The sequence below is a fragment of the Anaeromyxobacter dehalogenans 2CP-1 genome, from assembly GCF_000022145.1.
In the GTDB taxonomy this organism is placed as follows: domain Bacteria; phylum Myxococcota; class Myxococcia; order Myxococcales; family Anaeromyxobacteraceae; genus Anaeromyxobacter; species Anaeromyxobacter dehalogenans.
The window spans coordinates 2,284,356-2,308,017 of record NC_011891.1 but is presented as its reverse complement, the minus strand read 5'-3'; the positions used below and the strand labels follow the sequence as shown (position 1 = coordinate 2,308,017).

General features: G+C 75.5%; 26 protein-coding genes. 5 read left to right on the top strand and 21 right to left on the bottom strand.

Annotation, left to right across the window (positions count from 1 at the left end; translation table 11 throughout):
- Nucleotides 1–3 precede the first annotated feature (3 nt).
- The 3 genes from A2CP1_RS10375 (at nucleotide 4) to A2CP1_RS10365 (ending at nucleotide 3,479) form a co-directional block, all read left to right on the top strand.
- Nucleotides 4–609, top strand: a complete 606-nt coding sequence (locus tag A2CP1_RS10375; protein ID WP_012633268.1) for a class I SAM-dependent methyltransferase — start codon at nucleotides 4–6, stop codon at nucleotides 607–609.
- 9 nt (nucleotides 610–618) lie between these two features.
- The gene (locus A2CP1_RS10370; protein ID WP_041450492.1) at nucleotides 619–1,902 is read left to right on the top strand and encodes a hypothetical protein; all 1,284 of its coding nucleotides are present in this window, start codon (nucleotides 619–621) and stop codon (nucleotides 1,900–1,902) included.
- 62 nt (nucleotides 1,903–1,964) lie between these two features.
- On the top strand, nucleotides 1,965–3,479 hold the full coding sequence (locus tag A2CP1_RS10365; RefSeq protein WP_012633266.1) for a DUF1570 domain-containing protein: 1,515 nt from the start codon (nucleotides 1,965–1,967) through the stop codon (nucleotides 3,477–3,479).
- A 3-nt stretch (nucleotides 3,480–3,482) separates the two neighbouring features.
- Here A2CP1_RS10365 and A2CP1_RS10360 read toward each other — a convergent pair whose 3' ends face one another.
- The 6 genes from A2CP1_RS10360 to A2CP1_RS10335 all read right to left on the bottom strand — a co-directional run bounded on the left by A2CP1_RS10360 (nucleotide 3,483) and on the right by A2CP1_RS10335 (nucleotide 9,857).
- A complete protein-coding gene (locus A2CP1_RS10360) occupies nucleotides 3,483–4,541 on the bottom strand; it encodes an RluA family pseudouridine synthase (protein ID WP_012633265.1) in 1,059 nt (352 codons plus the stop codon).
- A complete protein-coding gene (locus tag A2CP1_RS10355) occupies nucleotides 4,538–4,804 on the bottom strand; it encodes a hypothetical protein (protein WP_012526007.1) in 267 nt (88 codons plus the stop codon). The genes A2CP1_RS10360 and A2CP1_RS10355 overlap by 4 nt, the downstream gene beginning before the upstream one ends.
- A 207-nt stretch (nucleotides 4,805–5,011) precedes the next feature.
- Complete coding sequence (locus tag A2CP1_RS10350; protein WP_012633264.1) at nucleotides 5,012–5,884, bottom strand: helix-turn-helix domain-containing protein; 873 nt, start codon at nucleotides 5,882–5,884, stop codon at nucleotides 5,012–5,014.
- A gap of 1 nt (nucleotide 5,885) precedes the next feature.
- A complete protein-coding gene (locus A2CP1_RS10345; RefSeq protein ID WP_012633263.1) occupies nucleotides 5,886–6,878 on the bottom strand; it encodes a P-loop NTPase in 993 nt (330 codons plus the stop codon).
- Between the two features lie 26 nt (nucleotides 6,879–6,904).
- Nucleotides 6,905–7,501, bottom strand: a complete 597-nt coding sequence (locus A2CP1_RS10340; RefSeq protein WP_012526004.1) for an HNH endonuclease — start codon at nucleotides 7,499–7,501, stop codon at nucleotides 6,905–6,907.
- Nucleotides 7,502–7,604: 103 nt separating this feature from the next.
- Entirely contained in the window at nucleotides 7,605–9,857 is a 2,253-nt protein-coding gene (locus A2CP1_RS10335) for a transglycosylase SLT domain-containing protein (protein WP_012633262.1), read from the bottom strand.
- A 185-nt stretch (nucleotides 9,858–10,042) separates the two neighbouring features.
- Between A2CP1_RS10335 and A2CP1_RS10330 the strand changes: the two genes are divergently transcribed.
- On the top strand, nucleotides 10,043–12,286 hold the full coding sequence (locus tag A2CP1_RS10330) for a sensor histidine kinase (protein ID WP_012633261.1): 2,244 nt from the start codon (nucleotides 10,043–10,045) through the stop codon (nucleotides 12,284–12,286).
- 35 nt (nucleotides 12,287–12,321) lie between these two features.
- Nucleotides 12,322–13,743 carry a sigma-54-dependent transcriptional regulator gene (locus A2CP1_RS10325; RefSeq protein ID WP_012526001.1) on the top strand — a complete coding sequence of 474 codons (1,422 nt, stop codon included), beginning with the start codon at nucleotides 12,322–12,324 and terminating at the stop codon, nucleotides 13,741–13,743.
- A gap of 7 nt (nucleotides 13,744–13,750) precedes the next feature.
- Here the strand turns inward: A2CP1_RS10325 and rsmI are convergent, their stop codons facing one another.
- The 15 genes from rsmI to rpmJ all read right to left on the bottom strand — a co-directional run bounded on the left by rsmI (nucleotide 13,751) and on the right by rpmJ (nucleotide 23,521).
- The gene (gene rsmI / locus A2CP1_RS10320; protein ID WP_012633260.1) at nucleotides 13,751–14,629 is read right to left on the bottom strand and encodes a 16S rRNA (cytidine(1402)-2'-O)-methyltransferase; all 879 of its coding nucleotides are present in this window, start codon (nucleotides 14,627–14,629) and stop codon (nucleotides 13,751–13,753) included.
- Nucleotides 14,630–14,660: 31 nt separating this feature from the next.
- On the bottom strand, nucleotides 14,661–15,062 hold the full coding sequence (locus A2CP1_RS10315) for a YraN family protein (protein WP_012525999.1): 402 nt from the start codon (nucleotides 15,060–15,062) through the stop codon (nucleotides 14,661–14,663).
- 4 nt (nucleotides 15,063–15,066) lie between these two features.
- Entirely contained in the window at nucleotides 15,067–16,905 is a 1,839-nt protein-coding gene (locus A2CP1_RS10310) for a hypothetical protein (protein WP_012633259.1), read from the bottom strand.
- Between the two features lie 153 nt (nucleotides 16,906–17,058).
- The gene (gene rplS, locus A2CP1_RS10305; protein WP_012525997.1) at nucleotides 17,059–17,454 is read right to left on the bottom strand and encodes a 50S ribosomal protein L19; all 396 of its coding nucleotides are present in this window, start codon (nucleotides 17,452–17,454) and stop codon (nucleotides 17,059–17,061) included.
- 25 nt (nucleotides 17,455–17,479) lie between these two features.
- Nucleotides 17,480–18,223, bottom strand: coding sequence for a tRNA (guanosine(37)-N1)-methyltransferase TrmD (gene trmD / locus A2CP1_RS10300; protein ID WP_012633258.1), 744 nt, complete (start codon nucleotides 18,221–18,223; stop codon nucleotides 17,480–17,482).
- A 40-nt stretch (nucleotides 18,224–18,263) separates the two neighbouring features.
- Nucleotides 18,264–18,758: a ribosome maturation factor RimM gene (gene rimM, locus A2CP1_RS10295; RefSeq protein WP_012633257.1), complete on the bottom strand. Its 495-nt coding sequence runs from the start codon at nucleotides 18,756–18,758 to the stop codon at nucleotides 18,264–18,266.
- Nucleotides 18,759–18,760: 2 nt separating this feature from the next.
- Nucleotides 18,761–18,991, bottom strand: a complete 231-nt coding sequence (locus tag A2CP1_RS10290) for a KH domain-containing protein (protein WP_011420969.1) — start codon at nucleotides 18,989–18,991, stop codon at nucleotides 18,761–18,763.
- Nucleotides 18,992–18,997: 6 nt separating this feature from the next.
- Nucleotides 18,998–19,264, bottom strand: coding sequence for a 30S ribosomal protein S16 (gene rpsP, locus A2CP1_RS10285; protein ID WP_011420970.1), 267 nt, complete (start codon nucleotides 19,262–19,264; stop codon nucleotides 18,998–19,000).
- A 111-nt stretch (nucleotides 19,265–19,375) separates the two neighbouring features.
- A complete protein-coding gene (locus A2CP1_RS10280; RefSeq protein WP_012633256.1) occupies nucleotides 19,376–19,969 on the bottom strand; it encodes a hypothetical protein in 594 nt (197 codons plus the stop codon).
- Nucleotides 19,970–20,088: 119 nt separating this feature from the next.
- Entirely contained in the window at nucleotides 20,089–20,583 is a 495-nt protein-coding gene (gene rplQ, locus A2CP1_RS10275) for a 50S ribosomal protein L17 (protein ID WP_012633255.1), read from the bottom strand.
- Nucleotides 20,584–20,613: 30 nt separating this feature from the next.
- On the bottom strand, nucleotides 20,614–21,636 hold the full coding sequence (locus A2CP1_RS10270; RefSeq protein WP_012525990.1) for a DNA-directed RNA polymerase subunit alpha: 1,023 nt from the start codon (nucleotides 21,634–21,636) through the stop codon (nucleotides 20,614–20,616).
- 188 nt (nucleotides 21,637–21,824) lie between these two features.
- On the bottom strand, nucleotides 21,825–22,451 hold the full coding sequence (gene rpsD, locus A2CP1_RS10265; RefSeq protein WP_011420974.1) for a 30S ribosomal protein S4: 627 nt from the start codon (nucleotides 22,449–22,451) through the stop codon (nucleotides 21,825–21,827).
- A 19-nt stretch (nucleotides 22,452–22,470) separates the two neighbouring features.
- Nucleotides 22,471–22,962 (bottom strand): 30S ribosomal protein S11, encoded by a 492-nt coding sequence (rpsK, locus tag A2CP1_RS10260; protein WP_012525989.1) that lies wholly within the window; start codon nucleotides 22,960–22,962, stop codon nucleotides 22,471–22,473.
- Nucleotides 22,963–22,991: 29 nt separating this feature from the next.
- On the bottom strand, nucleotides 22,992–23,378 hold the full coding sequence (gene rpsM, locus A2CP1_RS10255; RefSeq protein WP_012633254.1) for a 30S ribosomal protein S13: 387 nt from the start codon (nucleotides 23,376–23,378) through the stop codon (nucleotides 22,992–22,994).
- Nucleotides 23,379–23,404: 26 nt separating this feature from the next.
- A complete protein-coding gene (gene rpmJ, locus A2CP1_RS10250) occupies nucleotides 23,405–23,521 on the bottom strand; it encodes a 50S ribosomal protein L36 (protein WP_011420977.1) in 117 nt (38 codons plus the stop codon).
- Nucleotides 23,522–23,662: the final 141 nt, after the last annotated feature.

Below are 23,662 nucleotides of genomic sequence, written 5' to 3'. Positions count from 1 at the left end.
CGCGTGCGCGGCCTCGAGCAGATCCCCTGGCTGTACGACCTCGGCCTCTCGCTCGCCGAGCGCGGGCTGGTGGGGCGCTGGCGGCGGTGGCTCGCCGGCGGGGCCCGCGGCCGGACGCTCGACCTCGGCACCGGGACCGGCCGCAACCTGCCGCTCGCGCCGGGCGGCGTGCGCATCCTGGCGCTCGATCCCCACCCGCAGAACCTGGCCCGCGCACGGCGGCGGGGCCCGGGCGTGCCCATGGTCCGGGCGCGGGCCGAGGCGCTGCCGTTCCGGGACGGGGCGTTCGACACGGTGCTCTGTGCGCTCGTGCTGTGCAGCGTGGAGGACCCGCCGCGCGCCCTCGCCGAGCTGCGGCGCGTGCTCCGGCCCGGCGGCGACCTGCGCGCCATGGAGCACGTCCGCCCGGCCGGCCTGGCGGGCCGGATCCACGACCTCCTCCAGCCGGCCTGGACGCGGCTCACCGGCGGCTGCCACCCGAACCGCGACACCGAGCGGGCCATCGCCCAGGCCGGCTTCGAGCTCGTCCCGGCCAGCCGTGAGGCCCGCGGCAACCTGCGCCGGCTCGAGGCGCGCGCGCCCCTGTCGCGCGGGCCCGACTCCCGGTAACGTCGTCGCGTGCGCCCCGTCCGACGCCTCCGCGCGCTGCGCGCCCTCGCCGCGGCGTTGCTCGCCGCGTGCGCGGCGCCGGCCACCGCGGACGAGGCGCCGGCGCCCGGGGCGGCGCCAGCCGCGGCACCGACCGAGCCCGCCGCCGACGCGCCCCCGTCGACGGCGCCATCCTCGGCCACCGCGGGGCCGTCGTCGTCCGCGACCGTCCCGGCGGCGCCGCCGGCCCCGTCACCGACCGAGGCCGCGCCGCCGCCGCCGGAGCCCCCGCCCTCGCCGCCGCCGGATCCGTCGGTGCCGCCCAGGGACACCTCCCCCCCGCCCTACGCCGAGGACACCTGGCTCGACGTCGGCCACGCCTTCCTGGAGGAGCGGCTGTTCGCGCCGGTGCTGGTGCTGGACCGGTTCTTCTCCGACGAGCGCGACCTCGAGGCGGAGCGCGCCCGCTCCTTCCTGCGCGTGCGCAACGCGCTGCGGGTCCACCAGCGCGGCACGCCTGCGTACGCGCTCGACGTCCGGGCGAGCCTGCGCCTGCCCGGGCTGAACCGGAGGCTGGAGCGGCTCCGGCTGGTGATCGTCGGCCAGGCCGAGGACGTGGTGAACGGGTTCTACCCGGAGCTCACCGGCGCGGCGCCGCTCGGCCCCAACCAGCAGGGCGCCGCGAACGCGGAGCTGCGCTATGGCGCCTGGGACGGCCTCTACTCGCACGTGGACCTCGGCGCGGGCCTCCTGCTCGAGCTGCCGGTCGGCGCGTTCGGCCGGGTGCGCTACCGGGCGTCGGTCCCGCTCGGCCGGTGGTTCCTGGGCCGCATGGCGCTGGCGGGGTTCTGGCGGACGGACACGCGGCTCGGCACCTCGCTCGACGCGTCCGTGGAGCGCCCGCTCGGCTCCATCGCGCTCCTCCGCCTCGCCGGGACGTCGCGGCTGACCCAGCGCAGCCGCGGCATCGAGTGGGGCTCGGAGCTGGCCGGCCTCCGCGCCCTCGGCCCGCGGACGGCGGTGTCGCTGGCGGCCTCGGTCGAGGGCGCCACCGACGGGCCGGCGGAGGTGGACCGCTACCGCGTCTACGCCCGCCTCCGCCGCGACCTGTACCGCCGCTGGATCTTCTACGAGCTGGAGCCGGAGGTGGCGTGGCCGTGGGAGGCCGAGCGCGGGGGGCGCTTCCGCGAGTACGCCATCACCTTCCGGCTCGAGGTGCAGCTCCAGGGCAGCGAGCCGCCGGTCGAGCCGCCGGCGGAGCTGCCCGAGCCGCGCGATCCCCCCCACCTCCGGCCGTCTGGCGCGCAGCCCTAGCGGCCTGCCGCGTCGGGAGGGGGACTTGCGGAGGTGCCCGCCGGCGCGGGTACGATCCCCGGATGCGGTCACCCCCGGCCGCCGCGTCCGTCCCGCTCGTGCTCGCCGCGCTGCTCGCGCAGGCGTGCGCGGCGCCCGCGCGCACCTTCCGCTGCCCGGCGCACGGCGGCGCCCCGTGGCGCGAGCTCACCAGCGACCACTTCGTCCTGCGCACGGACCTGCGCGCGCCGGAGGCGGCCGCGCTGGTGGCACGCCTGGAGCGGCTGCGCGCCGGCGTCGCGGCCACGCTCCCCACGCCCGCGCCGGGCGCGGCCGAGGACGAGGCGCGCGTCGAGGTGATCGCCTTCCGCACCGACCAGGAGTACCGCCCGTTCGCGCCCGACGGTGCGGAGGGCTACTACCTCCGCTACGCCGGCGGGCCGCCGCGGATCGTGCTGTCGGGCGCGATCGACCGGCGCCAGCGCGCGCTGCTCGCGCACGAGCTGACGCACCACTACCTGGCGGGCGCGCTCCGGCGCCAGCCGCGCTGGTTCGCCGAGGGGTTGGCGGTCTACATGGAGTCGCTCGGCGACGATCCGGGCGTGCGCGCGCTCCACGTGGGCGCGCCCCCCGCCGACCGGCTGGCGAGGGCGCGCGCCTCCCCGGTGCCGGCCCGCGAGCTGCTGGCGTGGGACGGCGCCGCGGGCGCGCGGCCGGCGCTCGACGACTACGCTGCGAGCTGGCTGCTGGTGCACTGGCTGGCGCACCGCCGCCCCGACGCGTTCGCCGACCTGGAGCGGCGCCTGGCCGAGGGGGAGGCGCCGGCGCGGGCCTGGAGCGCGGCGCTGCCCGATCTCGACCCCGCCCTGCCCGGCGCGCTGGAGCGGCTCGACCGGACGCTCGCGGAGTACGCCCGCGGGCCGCTCGAGGCGCGGCGCCGCGAGGCGGACGTGCCGGTGGCGGTCGGCTACTTCGAGCGGGCCGTCGCGCCGGTGGAGGTCCACGCGATCCGCCTGGCGCTGTGGCAGCTCGGGCCGCGCAAGGGCCGGGCCGCGCTGGAGGACGAGGTGCGCGAGGCCCTGGTGGAGGATCCGGCGCACCCCATCGCGCTCCAGTACCTCTCGGCCATGGACAAGCTCGACCCCGCCGCGCTGGCGCGCCGGTCGGTGGCCGCACACCCGGACGACCCGCGGGCCTGGACGTTCCTCGCCTCGGCGCTCGAGGGCGAGGCGCAGGCCGGGGCGCGCGAGGCGGCGCTCCGGCGCGCCGCGGAGCTGGCGCCGTCGAACCCGGCCGCGCTGCACAACCTCGCGCAGGAGCTGCTGGCCCGCGGCCGCTCCGGCGAGGGGCTGCCGTTCGCGCGCCGCGCCGCGCAGATCGCGCCCTGGAGCGCGCCGGTGCTGGCCGGGTACGCGGCGGTCCTCTCCGACCTGGGGCGCTGCGGCGAGGCCATCCCGCTGCAGCAGCGCGCGCTCGACGCGCTGCCGGAGCGCGAGCCGGCGGGTGCTCGCCGCGAGCTGGCGCGCGGGCTCGACCGCTACGCGCTGCAGTGCCAGCTCGCCCGGCGCCTCGACGCCGGCCCGGCCCCGCGACCCTGAGCCCTACCGCCGGCGGGAGCCGGGGCCCGCGGGCGCGGGCGGCGCGGCGCGCAGGATCTCGATCGCGGCGCGCAGGTCGGCCGGGACCGGCGCCTCCACCACCAGGCGTCGCCCGGTGCGCGGGTGGTCGAAGCCGAGCCGCAGCGCGTGCAGCGCCTGGCGGCCCACCGCCTCCGCCGCCCGCCGCGCCGGATCGGCGGGCGCGAGCCGGGCCTCGCGGCGGGTCCCGCCGTAGACCGCGTCCGCGAGCAGCGGGTGGCCCGCCTCCGAGAGGTGGACGCGGATCTGGTGGGTGCGGCCGGTGTGCAGCGTCACCTCGGCGAGCGACGCGGCCGCGCCGAACGCCTCGCGCACCCGCCACTCGGTCAACGCCCGGCGCGACGAGGTCACCCGGCCGGTGAAGCGCAGGCGGTCGCGCGGATGGCGGCCGTAGGGCGTGTCGAGCCGGCCCTCCGGCGCGAGCGCGCCGTGGCACAGCGCCAGGTACACCTTCTCGACCGAGCGGCCCTTCCACTGCGCCTGGAGGGCGGCGAGCGCGGCCTCGGTCTTCGCGACCACCAGGCAGCCCGAGGTGTCCTTGTCGAGCCGGTGGACCAGGCCGAGCCGCGGGAGCCCGCCGTCCGGCCCGGCCGCGCCCGGCAGCCCGAGGCGGTGGAGGAGCGCGTTCACCACCGTCGAGTGCGGCGTGCCGCGCGCCGGGTGCACCACCATCCCGGGCGCCTTGTCGAGGACGATGAGGTCGGCGTCCTCGTGCAGCACGGCGAGCGGCAGGTCCTGCGCGACGAGGCCGCTCGGCTCGGGCGGCGGGAGCTCGAGCGCGATCGCCTCCCCGCCGCGGAGCCGGGCCGAGGCCTTGGCGCCGCGCCCGTCCACCTGGACCAGGCCGGCCTCCACCAGGCGCTGGACGCGGGCGCGGGAGAGGTCGGGGGCGAGCCGGACCAGCGCCGCGTCGAGGCGCGTGCCGGCGAGCTCCGGGGGAACGTGCAGGGTGCGCCGGTCCGGCGTCGCGCCGCCTTCGGCGGGGGCGGTGCCGGGCGCCGCGCGCGGCGGGGGTCGCGTCACCAGATGCGGGACTTCACGTGCCCCTTGGACCTCAGGATCACGTCCACGATGGCGCGGTCGTAGAAGTTGGTGCGGCCGTAGAGGTCCGGCGAGACGCGCGACCGGTACAGCTCGCGCCCCTCCTCCAGCTCCTCGCGCAGCGCGTCGAAGAAGTTGTCCTGCTCGATGCCGCGGACGATCTTCTCCTCGTTGTAGAGGGAGACGTCGGAGCAGATCGCCCGCGCCAGGCGCGTGGCGGCCTCGGGTGAGTCGATGAGCGGCATACGGGCGCGGATCGTACGCCGCCTTCCCGGGGTGGTCAACGATGCGGCCCGCACGCACCGTGGAACCGTCGGTCCCTGGCCGCTCCGCCCTTCCCTTCGACGCCGGCCGCGCCTCGGGACCCTGGCCGCTCATCCCGAGCGCGAGCGCGGCCCGAGGACGTTGCGCGAGGTCGGGGGACGCTCGGGGCGCGAGGCGTGCAGGGACGCTCAGCGCGGCCGCGGCGCGCCCGGGGCGGTCGCCGCCGTGACGCGCTCGAGGTAGGAGCGCGCCACCTTCTGGCCGTCGAGGCGCAGCTCGCGCGCCATGCTGAGGAGGATGCCGCGCAGGTAGACGGGCGCCGGCAAGAGCGCGAAGCGGTCGCCCTCGATGTTCTCGATGTGGTGGCGGGTGACCTTGATGCGCTCGGAGAGCTGCTGGAGCGTGATCCCGCGGGCCTCGCGGAGGCGCCGCAGCACCTCGCCCGTCCAGGCGGTGGCCTCCGGCGCCGGCGCGCCGCCCGGCGCGGCCGGGCTCACCAGGGGGATGGGCTCGGGGCCCGCCTGCGCGACGGAGGGCAGCGGCACCGGCGTCATGGCCGGGCCGCTGACCTCGCGGCGGAGCGGGATGGGCGGCGGCCGCGGGTGGACCGGCGGGGGCCCGTCCGCGGGCGGCGGCGGGGTGGGCGCGGACGCGCCGGCGACGTGGCCCGGGCGCAGCGGCCAGGACTCCTCGGCGCTCGCCTCCGCCTCGCGCAGCGCCTCGTCGCGATCCGGCTGCGGCACGAGCGGGAGCACGCGCGCGGGCCAGCGGTCGCCGGCGTCGGCCTCGGACGTCTCCGCGTTCGCGGCGCCGGACCGGTCGCCGAGCAGGTCGTCGTAGCGCCGCCGCGCGTCCGGGTCGAGGAGCGTGGACTGCGCCTCCTCGATCCGCCGCGTGAGCAGCGACGCCTCCTCGCTCGACATGAGCGTGTAGGTCGCGATCGAGCCGGGGCCGTAGAGCGCGCGGGCGCGCTCCACCGCCTCGGCGATGTCGCGCGACGACGCGTCGGGTGGGACCTCCAGGATCTCGTACAGGGTCTGATCTGCGAGCCGCTTCAGCACCTCATGCCTCGTGCCGCGCCGCGATGTCGAGCGCCAGCAGCGCGTCGGCGATCCCGGCGAAGGCCTTGGCGGCCCGGACGTCGGGCCGCTCGACGAGCAGCGGGCGGCGCGCGCGGAGCGTCCGCCACATCTCGTCGTCGTAGGGGATGAACCCGAGATAATCCATCTCGAGCCCGAAGTACTTGCGCCACGCCGCCACCACGGCCTTGCCGACGTCGGCGTCCTGCGGCGTGCGCGCCTCGTTCACCACCAGCCGCGGGCGGAACGCGGCGAGCTGCCGGGCCAGGTTCGCGCCCGCCTCGGGATCGCGCTGGCTGACGGTGGTCACCAGCTCCACCGGGCTGCGGAAGTTGCCGCCGGCCATCACCGTCCGGAGCAGCGGCTCGTACCCGTACACCTGCGCGACGTTCCGCATGCGCCGCCAAAACGCCGCCTTCACGAAGCGGTACGCGTTCTCGACCGCGGTCGGCTCCGGCACCAGCACCAGCACGCCGTGGTCGGCCACCAGGAAGAAGTCGAGCACGTTGGTGTGCGTGCCCGCCCCGAGGTCGAGGATGGCGTAGTCCACGTCGAGCTGCTGGACGTGGCGCAGCAGCCGCATCTTCTGGGCGTAGGGCGGGTTCGCGGCGTCGAGGTGGTCGAGCGCGCCGGAGACGAGCCCCAGGTTCTCGATGCCGGTCGGCGTGACCACGTCGTCGATGCGCGGCACGCGCCGCTCGATGAAGTCGGACAGCGTCCGCTTCGGGACGTCGAGGCCGAGCGTGGTGTGCAGGTTCGCGCCGCCCAGGTCGGCGTCCACCAGCACCACCCGCCGCCGGCGCCGCGCCAGCTCGATGCCCAGGTTCGCTGAGATGAGGCTCTTGCCGATGCCGCCCTTGCCGCCGCCGACCGCGACGATGCGCCGGGCCCGGGCCACGTCGGGGCGCGGGCCGGCCTGCCGGGTCTCCGGCTCCGGGACGGTCCTCACCAGCTTGAGCGTCGGCACGTCGCCCATCGCCTCATCCTAATCCGAAAGGACGACTACTCCAACAGCTCGGCGTTCCAGTATGCGGCGTCGGCCAGGGACAGGAAAGGCCGCCACTCGCGGTACAGCGCGCGCCGCGCCCGGCTCCGGAACGTGGGCGTCCAGCGCGGCCGGGTGGGCTGGCGCAGCAGCCGCATCCCGGCCTCCTCCGGCGTCCGCCCGCCCTTCCTCAGGTTGCACCGCACGCACGAGCAGACGACGTTCTCCCAGTTCGTGGACCCGCCGCGCGAGCGCGGGACCACGTGATCCAGGTTCAGCTCCGCGCGGCGGAAGCGCCGGCCGCAGTACTGGCACGTGTTCTCGTCGCGCGCATAGATGTTGAACCGCGAGAAGCGCACCCGCGCCCGCGGCAGGTGCTCGTACGCGAGCAGGACGATCACCCGCGGCACCCGGATGCGCCGTCCCACCGTGCCGATGGAGTCGTGGTCCGCGGCGGCGGCCAGCGCGCTCCAGCTCTCGAAGTCGAACAGCTGGAACTGCTCGTCGAGCGCCTTCGCCACCCCCTGGTACAGCAACGTGAACGCGCGCCGCACCGAGGTGATGTGTACCGGCTGGTAAACCCGGTTGAGGACGAGGACGCCGGTTTCGAGCATCGCTGTTCGGAAGATCATACGCGGCCGGCCCGCTGGCCGCACGCGGGCCCGGGGGCGCGGATCGCCGCGGGTCGGGTGGGTCGCGGTGCGCCCCTCCTCCGGGTCAGCCCTTGCCCCCGGCGCGGCGGAGCAGCCCGAGGGACGCCTCCTCGGGCGCGCCGTAGAGCAGCCGGTACGCGGCGTAGGACCGGAGCACGCGCTTCACGTAGCCGCGCGTCTCCTCCACCGGGATCTCCTCCACGAACTCGTCCACGTCGAGCGCGTCGCGCCCGCCCAGCCAGCGCCGGACCGCCCCGCCGCCGGCGTTGTACGCTGCGAGCGCGAGCGGGAGCGAGCCGTCGAACCGGCGCACCAGCTCGCCCAGGTAGTGCGAGCCGAGTCGGATGTTGAGCGACGCGCGCATGAGGTCGGTGCGCGTCGGGCGGGAGAGCTTCAGGCTCTTCGCCACCGACTGCGCGGTGGGCAGCATGAGCTGGGTGAGGCCGACCGCGCCGGCGCCGGACATGGCGCGCGGGTCGAGCGCGCTCTCCTCGCGCATGAGCGCCTGCACCAGCTCCACCGGCACGCCCGCGGGCGGCGCCCAGCGGCGCACGTCGTCGCGGTAGGCCGGCGGGTACGCGATGCGCCAGGCGCGCAGGTTCTCGCCCTCGGGCGGCTTGCGGAGCGCGCCGCGGGCGCGGGTGCGCAGCAGGTTGTGCGCGGCGCGGTGGTCGCCGGCGCGGTCGAGCAGGTCGGCCACCAGCAGCACCGGCTCGGGCGCGTCGCCGGCCGCGCGCAGCCGCGCGGCCGGGATCGCCGACAGCTCCTCCGACGCGGCGCGCGGCAGGCCCATGCGCAGGAGCAGCAGGCCGGCGCGGAAGTGCGGCTCCTCGCGCAGCGGGCCGGGGTCGTAGGCGGCCTCGGGGGTGCCGCCGGCCGGCGCGGCCCGCCGCGCGGGGAGGCTCTGGCCGCCGTGGCCGTCGAGCCGGGCCCGGGCGAGCAGGCCGTAGTAGTCGGTGGGGTAGCGCGTGGCGAGCTCGGTGAACACCGCCTCGGCGGCCCGGCGCCCGTCCTCGCCGCGCCCGGCCAGCAGCCGCGCGCGCCAGTAGGCCGCCCGGGCGTGCTCGTAGCCGTCGCGGCCCGCCTGCTCCTCCTCGACCGCGAGGAGCTGCGCGACCGCGCCATCCAGGTCGCCCGCCTGCTTCAGCAGCCACGCGAGCCGGAAGCGCGCCTCCTCGCGGTAGTCGCCGCCCGGGTGATCCCGCACCAGCGCCGCGAGCGCCTCGCGGGCCTCCTGCGACTTGCCGGCGCGCGCCAGGAGGTCTGCGGCGAAGAACAGCGCGTCGTCGGCGAACGCGTGGCCGGCGAAGTCGCGCGCCAGCTGGCGGTACAGCGCCACCGCCTCGTCGCGATCCCCGGAGATGGACGACGCGCCGGCGAGCAGGTACAGCGAGCGGACCCGCAGCCCCTCGTCCTCGCAGCCCGCCACCACCGGCCGCAGCGTGTCGATCGCCTGCCGGTAGCTGCGCTCCTTGCGGTAGCCGCGGCCCAGCGCCGCCCGGGCGCGGCACGCGGCGGCGCCGAGGTCGTCGGGGCGGAGCGCGGCCACCGCGGGCTCGAGCAGCGCCAGCGCCTGCCCGTTGCGGTTCGCGTCGAGCAGCCCCTCCGCGCGCCGCAGCGTCTCCTCGGCCGAGGGCGGGCCGCCGTGCGGCGCCGGCAGCGCGGCCGCCGCGGAGAGGCACTCCGAGGACTCCGGCGCGAGCGGGTGCGCCGTCCAGCACGCCATCAGGTCGCGCCGCGCGCCGGCGGGATCGGGGGGCCGCGCTGCGCCGCGGATCCGGCCGGCGAGGAGCAGCGCGGAGGCGGCGAGGTCGGGCCGGGAGAGATCGTCCGGCGCGCCGTCGCGCAGCAGCGGCGCGAGCGCCTCGAGCGCGGCCGCGCCCTCGCCGAGCGCCGACGCGGCGCGCGCCCGCGAGAGCCGCGCCTCGGCGGCGAGCAGCGACCGGTCCGGCACCTGCGCCCACGCCGCCATCGCCTCGCGCGGGCGTCCCGCCGCGGACAGCGCCGCGCCGCGCAGGAACGCCACGCGGTCGGCGAGGTCGGGCACCTTCTCCTCGAGGCCGGCGAGGACCTTCAGCGCCTCCTCGGGCCGCGGGACCTCCAGGAGCGCCAGCGCGCGGATGTAGGCCGCCTCCGGCTCGGGCGCCCTCGCGAGCCGCGCGGCGGCGTCGGCGTGGCGCCCGGCGTCGTAGGCGGCCTTTCCCTCCGCGGCGGGGCCCTTGCGGAACAGCGGCGCGAGGTCGGCCTCGCGGAGCGGCGGGGGCGTGGGGGTCGGGGCGGCGGCGAGGAGGCAGGCGGTGAGCGCGGCGGTGAGCATCGGTCCGGGGGACAGAGTGGGACCCGGGGGAGACGCGGTCAAGGGACCGTTCGCCCGCAGGGGCGAGCGGGGGCGTGCCGCCCGGGCGCACCGGGAGGAACGGCCGGGGCCGCCGGCGGATTCCCTCCCCGGCCGGCGTGCGCCCGTGCGGTGCGCAGCGCCGAAAAGGGTTAGGATCCCGGGGCGTGGACATCCGCACCCAGGCCACCCTGCTCGCCGCGATCGTGACGCTCGCCCTCGCGGCGGCGGCGCTGCTCCGCGACAACCGCTCCCGCGTCTTCACGCTGTTCGCGCTGTTCTCGGCCGACCTGTTCCTGTTCTCGCTGGCGCTCTTCTTCCTGCGCTGGAAGCAGTCGTTCGGGACGGTCTGGTGGGAGCGGCTGGCGGTCGGGACCGGGGCGCTCATCCCGGCCGCGGCGCTCGCCTTCTTCCTCGAGTTCCTCGGGGTGGCGCGCCGGCCCGCCCGGCGCGCGCGGAACGCGATGCTGGCCGGCTCGCTGACCGGCCTGGTGGTGGCGATCACGCCGCTCGTCCACGTGAAGCCCGCCAAGCTCCTGGTCGGCGCCTACGTGCTGGGCGGCCTCGCGGCGGTGCTCTCCACCCTGTGGGGCAAGCGGCACGGCTCGCAGACCCGGGTCGAGCGCGCGCGCCTCCAGTACCTGTTCGTCGGCGCGCTGGTGGCGGTGGTGCTCTCGACGCTCGACATGCTGCCGCTGTTCGGCGTGCCCTATCCGCCGGAGGGGCTCGGGTCGATCGTCCTCACCGTCTTCATGTTCTTCCTGTCGCAGACGCTGCAGCGCCACCGGCTGCTCGACCTGCACGAGTTCCTCGGGAAGATCGTGGTGGTCACCGCCCTCGGCCTGGTGCTGGTGGCGATCTACGGCGGCCTGGTGTCGTGGGTGGGCGACCGGCCGGAGCTCTTCTACTTCAACACGGTGGTGGCCTCGTTCGTGATCCTCTCGCTGTTCGACCCGATGCGCGACAAGGTCGAGGAGTGGGTGGTCGCGACGCTGTTCCACGAGCGCTACGAGCTGGTGCGGCGCCTCGAGGACCTGCGCGATCGGACCGGCAAGGTGATCGAGCCCGCCGGGCTCGCGGCGGTGGTGCTGGACGGGCTGGTGGAGACGCGCCGGGTCACCCACTGCTCGCTGTGGCTGCTCGCCGACGACCGCCCCGGCTACCGGCTGCTCGACTACCGCGGCCCGCCGCCGGCGCCGTTTTTGGAGCCGGCCACCGCGCGGGCGCTGCTCGGCGCCTCGTCCTCGGGCCAGAAGGCGATCCTGGCGGAGAACATCGACCGGCGCGTGTCGGAGCTGCGGGCCCTGCTCCCCACCGGCCCGGGCGACCACGTCAGCCGCCGCGGCGCGCCGGCCGCCATCGCCGAGGAGCTGAAGCGGCTCGGCGACGCGCGCGCGGTCATGGGCACCATGCGCGCCGGCATCGCCATGCCGCTGCTCGCCGGCGACCGGGTGGTCGGGTTCCTGGCCTGCTGGGACGAGCGGGTGCAGGAGGCGTTCGCCTCCGACGAGATCGCGGCGCTCATCGAGGTGGCGGATCGCTGCGCGCTGGTGATCGAGAACTCGAAGCTGTACCAGCAGATGAAGGAGCGCGACCGCCTCGCCGCGCTGGGCGAGATGTCCGCCGGCCTGGCGCACGAGATCCGCAACCCGCTCGCCGCCATCAAGGCCGCCATCCAGTACCTCGACCCGCGCAAGGTCCCGGAGGACGACCGCGAGTTCTTCGAGATCGTGGTCGAGGAGGTGAACCGCCTGAACGGCGTGGTCACCCAGTTCCTCGACTACTCGCGGCCGCTGAAGCCCTCGCTCGCGCCCACGCAGGTGAACGAGGTGCTGGAGAAGACGTTCAAGCTCCTGCAGGCCGAGGTGCCGGAGTCGGTCCGGCTGGAGCTGGAGCTGGCCGAGTGGCTGCCGCGCGTCCAGGCCGACGCGGAGCAGCTGAAGCAGGTGTTCCTCAACCTGGCGCTGAACGCGTTCCAGGCCATGCCGCGCGGCGGACGCCTCACCGTCTCGACGAAGCTCGCCCGCGACGAGCTGGCGTTCTGGCGCGAGGGGGCGCGGCGCGCCGACGTGGTGGAGATCCGCTTCCGCGACACCGGCCCGGGCATCCCGGACGACGCGCGGGAGTCGATCTTCGTGCCGTTCTACACCACCAAGGAGAAGGGCACCGGCCTCGGCCTCGCCATCTGCCAGCGCATCGTGAAGGCGCAGCAGGGGACGATCGTGGTGCGCTCGGCCCCGGGCGAGGGCGCCGAGTTCCTCATCGCGCTGCCCGGCCTCCACGAGGAGCGCCCGGCCGAGGCGCCGCGCCCGCCGCTCGACGAGGAGGAGAAGGCCCGCGCCCGGGAGCGGCGCCGGGCCCGGGCCGAGGCGCGCCTCCGCGGCCGCCGGCGCCGGAAGAAGCACGCCTGATGCGTACCCCTGCCCTTCCGTGGTAACGAGGCGCCGTGGCCCACGTCCTCATCGTAGACGACGAGGTGAACATCCGCCGGGTCCTCGCGGCCATGCTGAAGCGCGAGGGCTACGAGGTCACCACCGCGGCCGACGGCGAGCAGGCGCTCGGCGTGCTGCACCGCACGCCGGTGCACGTGGTGGTCACCGACCTCGTCATGCCGCGGGTGGGCGGGATGGAGCTCCTGCGCCGCGTCTCGCAGGACTTCCCCGACGTGCCGGTCATCCTCATCACCGCGCACGGCTCGGTGGACAGCGCGGTGGCCGCCCTCAAGGCGGGCGCCTTCGACTACATCACCAAGCCCTTCGAGCAGGAGGAGCTGAAGAAGGTCATCGCCAAGGCGGCGCGCGCGCACGACCTCGAGCGCCAGAACCTGCACGCGATGCTGAACGACGGCGACGGCCCGCCGCTCATCGGCCAGTCGCCGCCCATGCGCGCCATCTACGACATGGTGGCCCGGGTGGCGGACTCGCCCTCCACCGTGCTCATCACCGGCGAGAGCGGCACCGGCAAGGAGCTCATCGCCAAGGCGCTCCACCGCGGCTCCTCGCGCCGCGACAAGCCGCTCATCAAGGTGAACTGCGCCGCGATCCCCAAGGACCTGGTGGAGAGCGAGCTGTTCGGCTACGAGCGCGGCGCGTTCACCGGCGCGGTCGGCTCGAAGCCCGGGCGCTTCGAGCTGGCCGACGGGGGCACGCTGTTCCTGGACGAGATCGGCGAGGTGCCGGTCGAGATGCAGGTGAAGCTGCTGCGCGCCATCCAGGAGTCCGAGTTCGAGCGCGTCGGCGGCATCAAGACGCTCCAGGTCGACGTGCGCCTCATCGCCGCCACCAACCGCGACCTGAAGCAGCTCATCGCCGACGGGCGCTTCCGCGAGGATCTCTACTACCGGCTGGCGGTGGTCCCCATCGCCCTGCCCCCGCTGCGCGACCGGCGCGAGGACGTGCCGCTGCTGGTCCGGTACTTCATCGAGAAGTACGACCAGCGGCTGGGCAAGAAGGTCGAGGGCATCGAGGACGAGGCGCTGGAGCTGCTCGCGAACTACTCCTGGCCGGGCAACATCCGCGAGCTGGAGAACCTGATGGAGCGCTCGGTGCTGTTCGCCGACGGCCCGCTCATCCAGGCGAGCGCGCTCCCCGACGCGCTCCGCGAGAAGGGCGCGCAGGCGTCGGTGCCGATCGCCGCGGTGGGCCCGCTGGGCGCCATCGCCGCGCCGAGCGGCGCGTCCATGAAGGAGATCGTCCGCCAGGCCCAGGCCGAGCTGGAGCGCGAGCTGATCACGCGGGCGCTGGAGGAGACCGGCGGCAACGTCACGCGCGCGGCCAAGCGGCTCCAGATCAGCCGCAAGTCGCTCCAGGTGAAGATGAAGGAGCTGGGCCTGCGCGGCGCCGTGGACGTCGAGGACGACCGGAGCTGAGCCGCGCCTAGCCCTGGCCGCCGTGCTTCAGCCGCTCCAGGGCGGCGTACACGTCGGAGCGGACCAGCCCGCGGGCCCGGGCCACCTCGCGTGCCACCGCGGACGGCGGCTCGCCCGCCGCGAGGCGCCGCCTCAGCTCGTCCTCGAGCGGCTCGGCCTCCGGGGCCGCGGCCGGCCCGGCCCCGGGCGCGGGCGGCGCCACCACCAGCGTCACCTCGCCCTTCACCTCGCCCGCGAAGCGGTCCGCGAGCGCGCCGAGCGGCCCGCGCGCCAGCTCCTCGTGCAGCTTGGTCAGCTCGCGCGCCACGAGCGCGGGGCGGTCGCCCAGCGCGGCGGCGAGGTCGCGGAGCGTCTCGGCGGTCCGGTTCCCGGCCTCGTACAGCACCAGCGTGGCCGGCGACGCGGCCAGCCAGCCGAGCGCCGCGGCGCGGGCGCCGCCCTTGCGCGGCAGGAACCCGGCGAACACGAACCGGTCGGCCGGGAAGCCGGAGGCCGCCAGCGCCGTGACCGCCGCGCTCGGGCCGGGCACCGGCACCACCGGGACGCCCGCCTCCCAGGCGGCCGCCACCAGCGCGGCCCCCGGGTCGGACACGCCCGGCGTGCCCGCGTCGGTGCAGAGCGCCACCGACTGGCCGGCGCGCAGCCGCGCCAGCACCGGCTCCAGCCGGCCGCGCTCGTCGAACGCGGGGAGCGAGAGGAGCAGCGGCGCCGCCGCCCCCAGGTGCGCGAACAGCTTGTGCGTGCGGCGCGTGTCCTCGGCCGCTACCGCCGAGACGGTGCGCAGCAGCTCCGCCGCCCGCGGCGACAGGTCGCCCAGGTTGCCGATGGGCGTCGCGAGCACGTACAGCGTGCCCGGCGCCGCGGCCTGCGGCGGCCGCGCGCTCACCCCACCCTCCCCGTCGCCGCCGTGCGCGCCATCACCAGTGCCCCGGGCGGCCGTCACCGTCGAACGCGGCCGGGAAGTGCTCGATCCGCGGCGCGCCCTCGCCGAACGTGATCGCGACCACGTCGAAGCGGATCGCCTGCTCCAGCCCGCCGTGCCCGAGCGCCCAGTCGGTGGCGGCGGCCACGACCCGCCGCCCCTTGCGCGGGCCCACCGTCTCCTCGGGGCCGCCCTGCGCGTCGGAGGTGCGGCTGCGCACCTCGACGAACACGAGCACCTCGCCGTCGCGGCAGACCAGGTCCACCTCGCCGCGCCGGGTGCGGTGGTTGCGGTCGAGGATGCGGAAGCCGCGCTCGGCGAGCCAGGCCGCGGCGAGCGCCTCGCCCTCGCGCCCGCGGGCGTGCCGCCCGTCCCCGTCGCCGCCCGCGTCCGCCATCGCGCTAGGCCCCGTGATCCGCGGCCTCGCGGAACGCGAGGTCCGCGGTGGCGTGGACCACCTGGCCCGCGCGCGCCGCCTGCTTGAGCAGGCGCGCCGCGAAGCGCCGCGCGCCGTCGGAGAGCCCCTGGAACGCGTCGTCCACCAGCCCCACGCGCCGGCCCCCGGCGAGCCCCTGCTCCAGGAACGCGAGCTTCATCGCCAGGAACACCAGGTCGCGATCCGCCGGCGGGAGCGAGATCGCCGCCGCCGGCCGCCCGGCGACGAGCACGTGCAGCCCGCCGCGGTCATCCACCTGCACCCCGCCCAGCCGCTGGGAGGTGAGCCCCGCCAGCACCTGTCCCGCCTTCTCCGCCACCCCGCGGCCCGCGGCGGCCGCGCTCCCGCCCAGCTCGGCCGCGGCGCGCTGGAGGAGCTCGCGCAGCGGCTCCGCCGCCCCCGGCGCCGCCACCACCGGGGCCGGCGCCGCCGGGGCGGGCGCGGTCGCCTCCGCCTCGAGCCGCTGGAGCTCCGCCTCGATGGAGCGCACGTCGCGGACGAACCCGCCCGCCTCGGAGGCGAGCCGCGCCTCGAGCGCGGCCTGCTGCTCGTCGAGCCGCGCCTTCTCCGCGGCCGCGCCCCGCGCCCCCGGCGTCGCCTCCCACGCCTCGAGCCGGGTGCGCGCGCCGGTGACCGCCGCCTCGGCCTCGGCGAGCTTCCCGAGCACCTCGCGCAGCTCCGTCGGCCTGGCCAGGCCCAGCGCGGCCAGCGCGCCGCGCACCGCGGCGCCGTCGCGCTCGAACTGCGCCTCGACCTTCGCCTGCCAGTCGTCCACCACCCGCCGCCGCCGCGCGATCCGCTCCCAGGCCTCCTGCGCGGAGACCCAGCGCAGCGCGACCCACGCCGCCCAGCCGAACGCGGGGATGTCGAGCAGCGCCAGGTAGCGCATGCCCGTGGCGGCCGCCGCGCCCGCCACCCCGGCCGCGGCGAGGAGCGCGCCCGCGCCGGCCCCGGCCCAGAACGGCGGCGCCCGCCAGAACGGCAGCGGCGCCCCGCTGGCCTCGGCCTCCTCGATCCCGGCGCGCTCGGCCTGCACCCGCGCCGCCGCGTCCGCGCGCCGCGCCGCCGCCTTCTCGTACGCGGTGAGCGCCGCGTCGGCGTCGCCCAGCGCGTCGCGCGCGGCCGCCACCGGCGCGAGCTCGTCGCGCGCGCGCCCGGCGGCCGCCAGCGCCTCGCGCAGCCGGGCGCCGTCGCGCAGCGCGACCTCCAGCTCGGTGGCGCGGGCCTGCAGCCCGTCCAGCTCCTGCTGCACCTTCTCCGAGGCGCGCGCGCGGACCCGCTCGCCCTCGAGCTGCTCGCGGCGCCGCCGCGCCTGCTCCGGCGAGAGCGGCGCGCGCTGCGGGATCGCGGCCGCCGCGCCCGCCACCGACGGGCGCCGCGAGGGCAGGTCCGCCGCGGCGATGGTGAGGAGCGCGCCCTGCCGCGCGCGCGGCGGGACGCCGATGGGCGCGCGCAGCGCGGCGGCGATCTCGGCGAGGTCCTGGGAGACCAGCGAGAACGCGCGGCGCTCGGCGTCGAAGCGGTGGAGCTGCGCGCCGGCGGTGAAGTCGCGCACCAGGCGGTAGGTGACCCGGTCGTCGCCGACCAGGGTGAGCCCGGCGCGCACGGCCGCGCCGGCCGGGCCGCCGGGGGCGCGGGGCAGCGCCTCCCCATCGCGCGGATCGGGGTGCAGGAGCGCCTCGAGCAGGCGCCGCAGGGCGGCGCCGTCGGCGGAGACCACGTTGTATCCGGGGCGCAGCGTCGCCCGGCCACCAGCGGGCGCGACGCCGCGCACGCCCTGGGCTGCGAACTCGAGGAGGATCACGCTCGGGCCGGCATGTTAGCTCCCGGGCGCCGACGCGGGAAGCGCGGTGTCCCGCGCCCAAGGCACGGCACGGCCGCACACCGGCACACGCCGGGGTGCGGCCGCGAGGTGCGGAGGTGCGAGGCCGGCGCCGGACGGCGCGCCGGCTGGACGCTACGCCGGGGTCGGCGCGGCGTGGGCGGCGTCGGCCGCGCCCGGACCTTCCTCCTGGTGGAGGCGGGCCGCCTTGCCCTGCAGGCCGCGCAGGAAGTAGAGGCGCGAGCGGCGCACGCCGCCGTGGCCCACGACCTCGATCTTGTCGATGCGCGGGCTGTGCACGGGGAACATGCGCTCCACGCCCACGCCGTAGCTCACCTTGCGGACCGTGAACATGGACGAGCCGGGCGCGCCCTTGCGGTACGCGATCACCACGCCCTCGAAGACCTGGATGCGCTCCTTGTCGCCTTCCTTGATCTTCGTGTGCACGCGAACGCTGTCGCCCGCACGCATCTCGGGGAGGTCGGTCCGCAGGTACTTCGCCTCGATGTCGGCAATCGCCTTGCGCAGCATGACGTACGTCTCCTTTACCGCTCGCCTACAGTTCGTCGTCCCCGGCCTCGATGAGCCGGAGGTCGCTCTCCGGAAGCGAGAGCCTCGCGAAGAGGTCCGGCCTCCGCTCCCGGGTGGCCCTGAGCGCCTCGCGCCGGCGCCACCGCTCGATCCGCCGGTGGTCCCCGGACAGGAGGACCTCCGGAACCTTCATCCCCCGGAACTCCGGGGGCCTCGTGTACTGCGGGTGCTCGAGGAGCCCCTCGACCCCCGCGAAGCTCTCGGCGTCCGCGGACGCCGCGTTGCCCAGCACGCCGGGGACGAGGCGCGCGGCGGCGTCGACGACGCAGAGCGCCGCCAGCTCGCCGCCCGTGAGGACGAAGTCTCCGATCGAGACCTGCATGTCCACCGCCGTCATCACCCGCTCGTCCACTCCCTCGTACCGCCCGCACGCCAGGATCAGCCGCCCGTGCTCCGCGAACCGCCGCGCGAGCGCCTGATCCAGCCGCGCGCCGCGCGGGCTGGTCAGGACCACCCAGGCCCCCGGGAGCCGCGCGCGTGCGGCCTCGATGGCCTCGACGAGCGGCTCCGGCTTCATCACCATGCCCGCCCCGCCGCCGTACGGCGCGTCGTCGCAGACCCGGTGCTTGCCCGTCGCGTGGTCGCGGATGTCCGTGATCGTCGCCGCGAGCAGGCCGGCCTCCTGCGCCTTCCCGAGGATGCTCTCCCCCAGGTACCCCGCGCACATGCGCGGGAACAGCGTCAGGATGTCGACCTCGAGCCTCGCCACGTCCGATCCTCTTCCTCGGCGGCCTCCTCTCGCCCCCGGCCTACGGCTCCAGGAGCCCTTCCGGCGGGTCCACCACCACGCGACCCGCCGCGCGATCCACCTCGACGTACGGCGCGAGCGGCACCAGCAGCTCGCCCCGCGCGCCCTGCACCACCAGCACGTCCACCGCGCCGGTCTCCATCAGCCCGGTCACCGTCCCGAGCGCCTCGCCCTGGACGGTCACCACCGGCAGGCCCTCCAGGTCGCCCCAGTAGTGCCTGCCCTCTCCCGCCTCGCCCAGGGCCTCGCGGGGCGCCAGCACCTCGGCCCCGACCAGCGCCTCGGCGCCGGTGCGATCGGCGACGCCGTCGATCCGCACCGCCCAGAGGCGCCCCTGCGGCCGCGCCTCCAGCACCCTCCGCTCCGCCTGCCCGACCGCGCCGTGCCGGAGCACGACGCGCTCGAGCGTCCCGAGCGCGCCCTCCGACCCGGCCACGCCCAGGTGGCCCTTCAGCCCGAGCGCCCGGACCACCTTCCCGATCCGGACGAGCGCCACGGTCAGTCGAGGATGTCGAGCACCGCGCGCCGGCCCTGGCGCCGGGCCGCGCAGTCGAGCACGGTCCGGAACGCCTTGGCGGTCTTGCCGCCCCGCCCGATGACGCGCCCGAGGTCGTCGGGGGCCACCGTGAGCTCGAAGACGGTCGCGCGGTCGCGCTCGATCGCCTCCACCCTCACGGCGTCCTTCTGCTCGACGAGCTCGCGGGCGAGCCACTGGACGAGGTCGCGCATCGACCCTTACGCCTTCGGCGCGGCGGGAGCGGCCGCCTTCGCGGCCCGCTTGAGGATCATCGCGACCGTCTGGCTCGGCTTGGCGCCGGCCTTCAGCCAGTGCTCGATCCGCTCGACCTTGAGCTCGATCCGCTCCGGGCGCTTGGTCGGATCGTAGATGCCGACGTCCTCGAGGTACTTGCCGTCCCGCGCGTTGCGCGAGTCGGTCGCCACCACGTGATAGAAGGGCGCCTTGTGCGTGCCCGCGCGCGACAGACGAAGAACGACCGCCATGAGCTCTGCCTCCGTGAAGCCTAAGATCCTGGAACGTGGAAGCTTCTCCAGCGGTGCGTCCGCGGAGCCTCCACGAAAAGTGGGTTCCTTTACGCTAACTTAGCGCGGGTGTCAAGGCGCAGGGTGACCTTCCTGCGCGGCACCGTCCGCCGTCGCGCGGCGCGAGGCCCGCAGCCGCGCCAGGTGGCCGCGCGGCGAGAGGCGCAGCACCGCCGCCCAGATCGCCCACCCGATCGCGGCGCCACCCAGGCCGCCGACCAGCAGATCCGGGCCCCAGTGCGGCCCGGACCACGCCCGCGCCGCCGCCCCGGCCGCGGCGACCAGCAGCGCCGCCCTCCCCCGCCGGCCGTAGGCGAGCAGCGTGTAGCCGACGAACACGCCCAGCGGGAGCCCCGGCGCCGAGGTGAGGTGCCGGAAGGTGGTGACCAGCAGGTCCCCCGCGTCGGCCGGGCGCGGCGCGGAGAGGACGCCCTGCGCCCCCATCGCCAGGGCCCCTGCGACCGCCAGGGCGGCCCACAGCGGCGCGACGGCCTTCAGCACCCCGGGGACCTCGCGCTCCAGCCACGAGTACAGCGCGAGGCCCAGCAGCGCGAGGGCCCAGGGCTCGCTCGCGACGCCGGCCATGGCCCAGGCCACCTCGGCCCACCCCGGCGGCCCGGCGTGCCGGAGGGCGTCGAGCGGGTCCTGGGCGAGGAACGGCGGCATGGGAGGGATGGTTGTACCAGCGGGCCGCGGCAGCGGAAAGCGAGAGGGGCCCCGAACGCGCGAGAGGCCGCGTGCGGCGCACGCGGCCTCCCTGGCGAGCATCGGCCGTGCGGCCGGCGCTACTCGGCCTTGGCGGCCTTCTTGGCGGGCTTCTTCTCCGCCTTGGGGGCCTTCTCGGCCTTCGGCGCCTTCTCGGCCTTGGGGGCCTTGGTGGCCTTCTTCTCGCCCTTCTCCTCCGCCTCGGGGGCGGCGGCCGGGGCGCGGTCCACCAGCTCGATGACCGACATCTCGGCGTTGTCGCCGGCGCGGCGGCCGACGCGGACGATGCGGGTATAGCCACCCGGCCGCGCCTTGAAGCGCTCGGCGAGCGTGTCGAAGAGCTTGTTCAGCACCTCGACGTCCCGGACGTCCCGGTGGGCGAGGCGGCGCGCGTGCGGCGTCCCGCGTTTCGCCTGCGTGATCACCTTGTCGGCGAAGCGCTTCAGCTCCTTCGCCTTCGGGGTGGTGGTGACGATCCGCTCGTGGCGGAAGAGGCTCGTCACCATGTTCTTGAACATTGCGGTCCGGTGCTCGGTGGTGCGATCGAGCCGGCGGCCGACGACGCGGTGCTTCATCTGGTGATCTCCTGTCCCTGTGCGGGCGCGCTAGACCTTGGGCGCGCCGCCCTGCGGCGCCGCCTTCGGCGGCCAGTTCTCGAGCTTCATGCCGAGGGAGAGGCCCATCTCGGCCAGGATCTCCTTGATCTCCTTCAGCGACTTCCGGCCGAAATTCTTCGTCTTGAGCATCTCGGCCTCGGTCTTCTGAACGAGGTCGCCGATGGTCTTGATGTTCGCGTTCTGCAGGCAGTTCGCGCTGCGGACCGAGAGCTCCAGCTCGTCCACCGAGCGGAAGAGGTTCTCGTTCAGCTTCTGCTCCTCGACCGGCTTGATCTCCTCGGCCGGCTCCTCCGCCTCGTCGAAGTTGATGAAGATCGAGAGCTGCTCCTTCACGATCTTCGCGGCGAAGGCGACCGCGTCGGCCGGGGCGACCGAGCCGTCGGTCCAGACCTCGAGCGTCAGCTTGTCGTAGTCGGTCTGCTGCCCGACGCGCGCGTTGGTGACCTGGTAGTTCACCTTGCGGATGGGGCTGAAGAGCGCGTCGATGGGGATGGTGCCGATCGGCGAGCCGGGGATCTTGTTCCGCTCGGCCGGCACGTAGCCGCGGCCGCGGCGCGCGGTCATCTCGGCGCGGACCCGCCCGCCCTCGCTGATGGTGAGGATGTGGTGGCCCGGGTTCAGCACCTCGACCTGCGCGTCCGTGATGAGGTCGCCGGCCTTGATCTCCTTCGGGCCGTCCGCCTCGATCCGGATCGTCTTCACGTCGTTGGTGTGGATCTGGAGCAGCACTTCCTTGAGGTTGAGGATGATGTCGGTGACGTCCTCGGCCACCTCGGGGATGGTCATGAACTCGTGCTCGACGCCCTCGACCTTCACCGAGGTGATCGCGGCGCCCTGCAGGCTCGAGAGCAGCACGCGCCGGAGCGAGTTGCCGAGGGTGATGCCGAAGCCCCGCTCGAGCGGCTCCGCGACGAACTTCCCGTAGGTGTTCGAGAGGCTGTCCTGGTCGACGACCAGGCCGCGGGGCTTGATGAGGTCCCGCCAGTTCTTCGTGACGATCGGATCGACCATGGGCTGTCTCCTCGGCCGCCGTCCCCTCTCCCGGCCCGCTCAGCCATGCGGCGGGAGCACCGTGGGACGCGCGACTGCTTGGGATGGTGCGGTGCGGGCCCGCGGCGCTCGCGCGCCCGGCCCGCCCGCCGGGCCCGTACCGCGGCCGCCGTGACGACGGCCGCCGCCCCGGGCCCGCGGGGGGGCGACTACTTCGAGTACAGCTCGACGATCAGCTGCTCCTGGATCGGCATGGTGATGTCCTCGCGCGCCGGCGAGGTCTTCACGGTGCCCTTGAAGCCGCCCTTGTCCAGGTCGAGCCACGCCGGCACGCCGCGGCGGTCCACCGCCTCGAGCGCCTCGGTGATCCGGACCACCTTCTTCGAGCGGTCCTTCAGCTCCACCTTGTCGCCGGGCCGGCACAGGTAGCTGGGGATGTTGACCTTGCGGCCGTTCACCTTGAAGTGGCCGTGGCGGACGAGCTGCCGGGCCTCGTTGCGGGTGTCCGCGAAGCCGAGCCGGAAGACCACGTTGTCGAGCCGGAGCTCGAGGGTCTGCAGCAGGTTCTCGCCGGTCTTGCCCTTGGCGGCCGCCGCGTTCTGGTAGGCGTGACGGAACCCGGCCTCGAGCAGGCCGTACATCCGCTTCACCTTCTGCTTCTCGCGGAGCTGGACGCCGTACTCGGAGAACTTGGTCCGGCCCTGGCCGTGCTGGCCGGGAGGATACGGGCGGCGCTCGATGGCGCACTTGTCGGTGTAGCACCGATCGCCCTTGAGATACATCTTGAGGTTTTCCCGGCGGCAGAGCCGGCAGACGCTTTCGCTGTAACGGGCCACGTGTGTCTCCTGGAGGTGATCAGACCCGGCGGCGCTTGGGCGGCCGGCACCCGTTGTGCGGGATCGGCGTCACGTCGCGGATCAGGGTGATCTTGAGGCCGGCGGCGGAGAGCGCACGGAGGGCGGACTCGCGGCCGGCGCCCGGGCCCTTCACCACCACCGAGACGGTCTTGAGGCCGTGCTCCATCGCCTTGGCGGCGGCGTCGCCCGCCGCGACCTGCGCGGCGAACGGCGTCGACTTGCGCGAGCCCTTGAAGCCGCGCGCGCCGGCGCTGGACCAGGCGATCACGTTGCCGGTCACGTCGGTGATGGTGATCTGCGTGTTGTTGAAGGTCGAGGCGATGTGGACGATGCCCGCCGCGATGTTCTTCTTCACCCGCTTCTTCCCCTTCTTCGGGGTCACGGGCGACGCGGTCACCGGCTCGATGCCGCCGAGGTTGGGCGCCGCGGGAGCGGTCGCCTCCTCCTTCTTCGCAGGCTGCTCTGCCTTCGTCTGCTTCTCGTCAGCCACTGAGGATTCTCCGGTTCTCTAGGAGTGCGTTAGGCCATGGGGGCCGGCGCCGCCGCCTTGCGGACGAGGCCCTTCTTCGGACCCTTCCGCGTGCGGGCGTTGGTGTGCGTGCGCTGGCCGCGGACCGGCAGGCCCTTGCGGTGCCGGAGGCCGCGGTAGCAGCCGAGGTCCATGAGCCGCTTGACGTTGAGCGAGATCTCGCGGCGGAGGTCGCCCTCCACCTTCACGTTCTGCTCGATGGTCTCGCGGATGCGGCGGACCTCGTCGTCCGTGAGGTCCTTGGTCCGGGTCACCGGGCTGACGTTCGCGCGCTCGAGGATGAGCTTCGCGGAGGTCTTCCCGATTCCGTAGATGTACTGGAGGCTGACCTCGATCCGCTTCTCACGGGGAAGGTCGACGCCGGCGATTCGAGCCATTCGTCTCTCCGAAAACGCGCGGGGGCCTAGCCCTGGCGCTGCTTGTGGCGGGGGTTCGCCGGGCAGATGATCCGCACGGTGCCCTTGCGCTTGATGACCTTGCACTTGTCGCAAATCTTCTTGACCGACGCGCGGACCTTCATGACCGACGCCTCCGATGCTGCTTCAAAAGACAAAAACGCCCGCCGCGACGACCGGCGGGGCTGGCGGCGGGACCCTTGCTCCTGGCCCCTACTCTGAGCCGCCCGGATTTTCCGGGGTTTCCCGGTGCCGCCCCTGAACGA

Excerpts from the sequence above, each read along its gene's own strand:
- A2CP1_RS10280 (WP_012633256.1), bottom strand. The coding sequence starts at position 19,969 with ATGCCGCCGTTCCTCGCCCAGGACCCGCTCGACGCCCTCCGGCACGCC.
- A2CP1_RS10270 (WP_012525990.1), bottom strand. The coding sequence starts at position 21,636 with ATGGTCGATCCGATCGTCACGAAGAACTGGCGGGACCTCATCAAGCCC.
- A2CP1_RS10340 (WP_012526004.1), bottom strand. The coding sequence starts at position 7,501 with ATGCTCGAAACCGGCGTCCTCGTCCTCAACCGGGTTTACCAGCCGGTA.
- rpmJ (WP_011420977.1), bottom strand. The coding sequence starts at position 23,521 with ATGAAGGTCCGCGCGTCGGTCAAGAAGATTTGCGACAAGTGCAAGGTC.
- rpsM (WP_012633254.1), bottom strand. The coding sequence starts at position 23,378 with ATGGCTCGAATCGCCGGCGTCGACCTTCCCCGTGAGAAGCGGATCGAG.
- rplS (WP_012525997.1), bottom strand. The coding sequence starts at position 17,454 with ATGCTGCGCAAGGCGATTGCCGACATCGAGGCGAAGTACCTGCGGACC.
- A2CP1_RS10345 (WP_012633263.1), bottom strand. The coding sequence starts at position 6,878 with ATGGGCGACGTGCCGACGCTCAAGCTGGTGAGGACCGTCCCGGAGCCG.
- A2CP1_RS10315 (WP_012525999.1), bottom strand. The coding sequence starts at position 15,062 with ATGGCGGACGCGGGCGGCGACGGGGACGGGCGGCACGCCCGCGGGCGC.
- rpsP (WP_011420970.1), bottom strand. The coding sequence starts at position 19,264 with ATGGCGGTCGTTCTTCGTCTGTCGCGCGCGGGCACGCACAAGGCGCCC.
- A2CP1_RS10335 (WP_012633262.1), bottom strand. The coding sequence starts at position 9,857 with ATGCTCACCGCCGCGCTCACCGCCTGCCTCCTCGCCGCCGCCCCGACC.
- A2CP1_RS10355 (WP_012526007.1), bottom strand. The coding sequence starts at position 4,804 with ATGCCGCTCATCGACTCACCCGAGGCCGCCACGCGCCTGGCGCGGGCG.
- A2CP1_RS10365 (WP_012633266.1), top strand. The coding sequence starts at position 1,965 with ATGCGGTCACCCCCGGCCGCCGCGTCCGTCCCGCTCGTGCTCGCCGCG.
- rplQ (WP_012633255.1), bottom strand. The coding sequence starts at position 20,583 with ATGAAGCACCGCGTCGTCGGCCGCCGGCTCGATCGCACCACCGAGCAC.
- A2CP1_RS10290 (WP_011420969.1), bottom strand. The coding sequence starts at position 18,991 with ATGCGCGACCTCGTCCAGTGGCTCGCCCGCGAGCTCGTCGAGCAGAAG.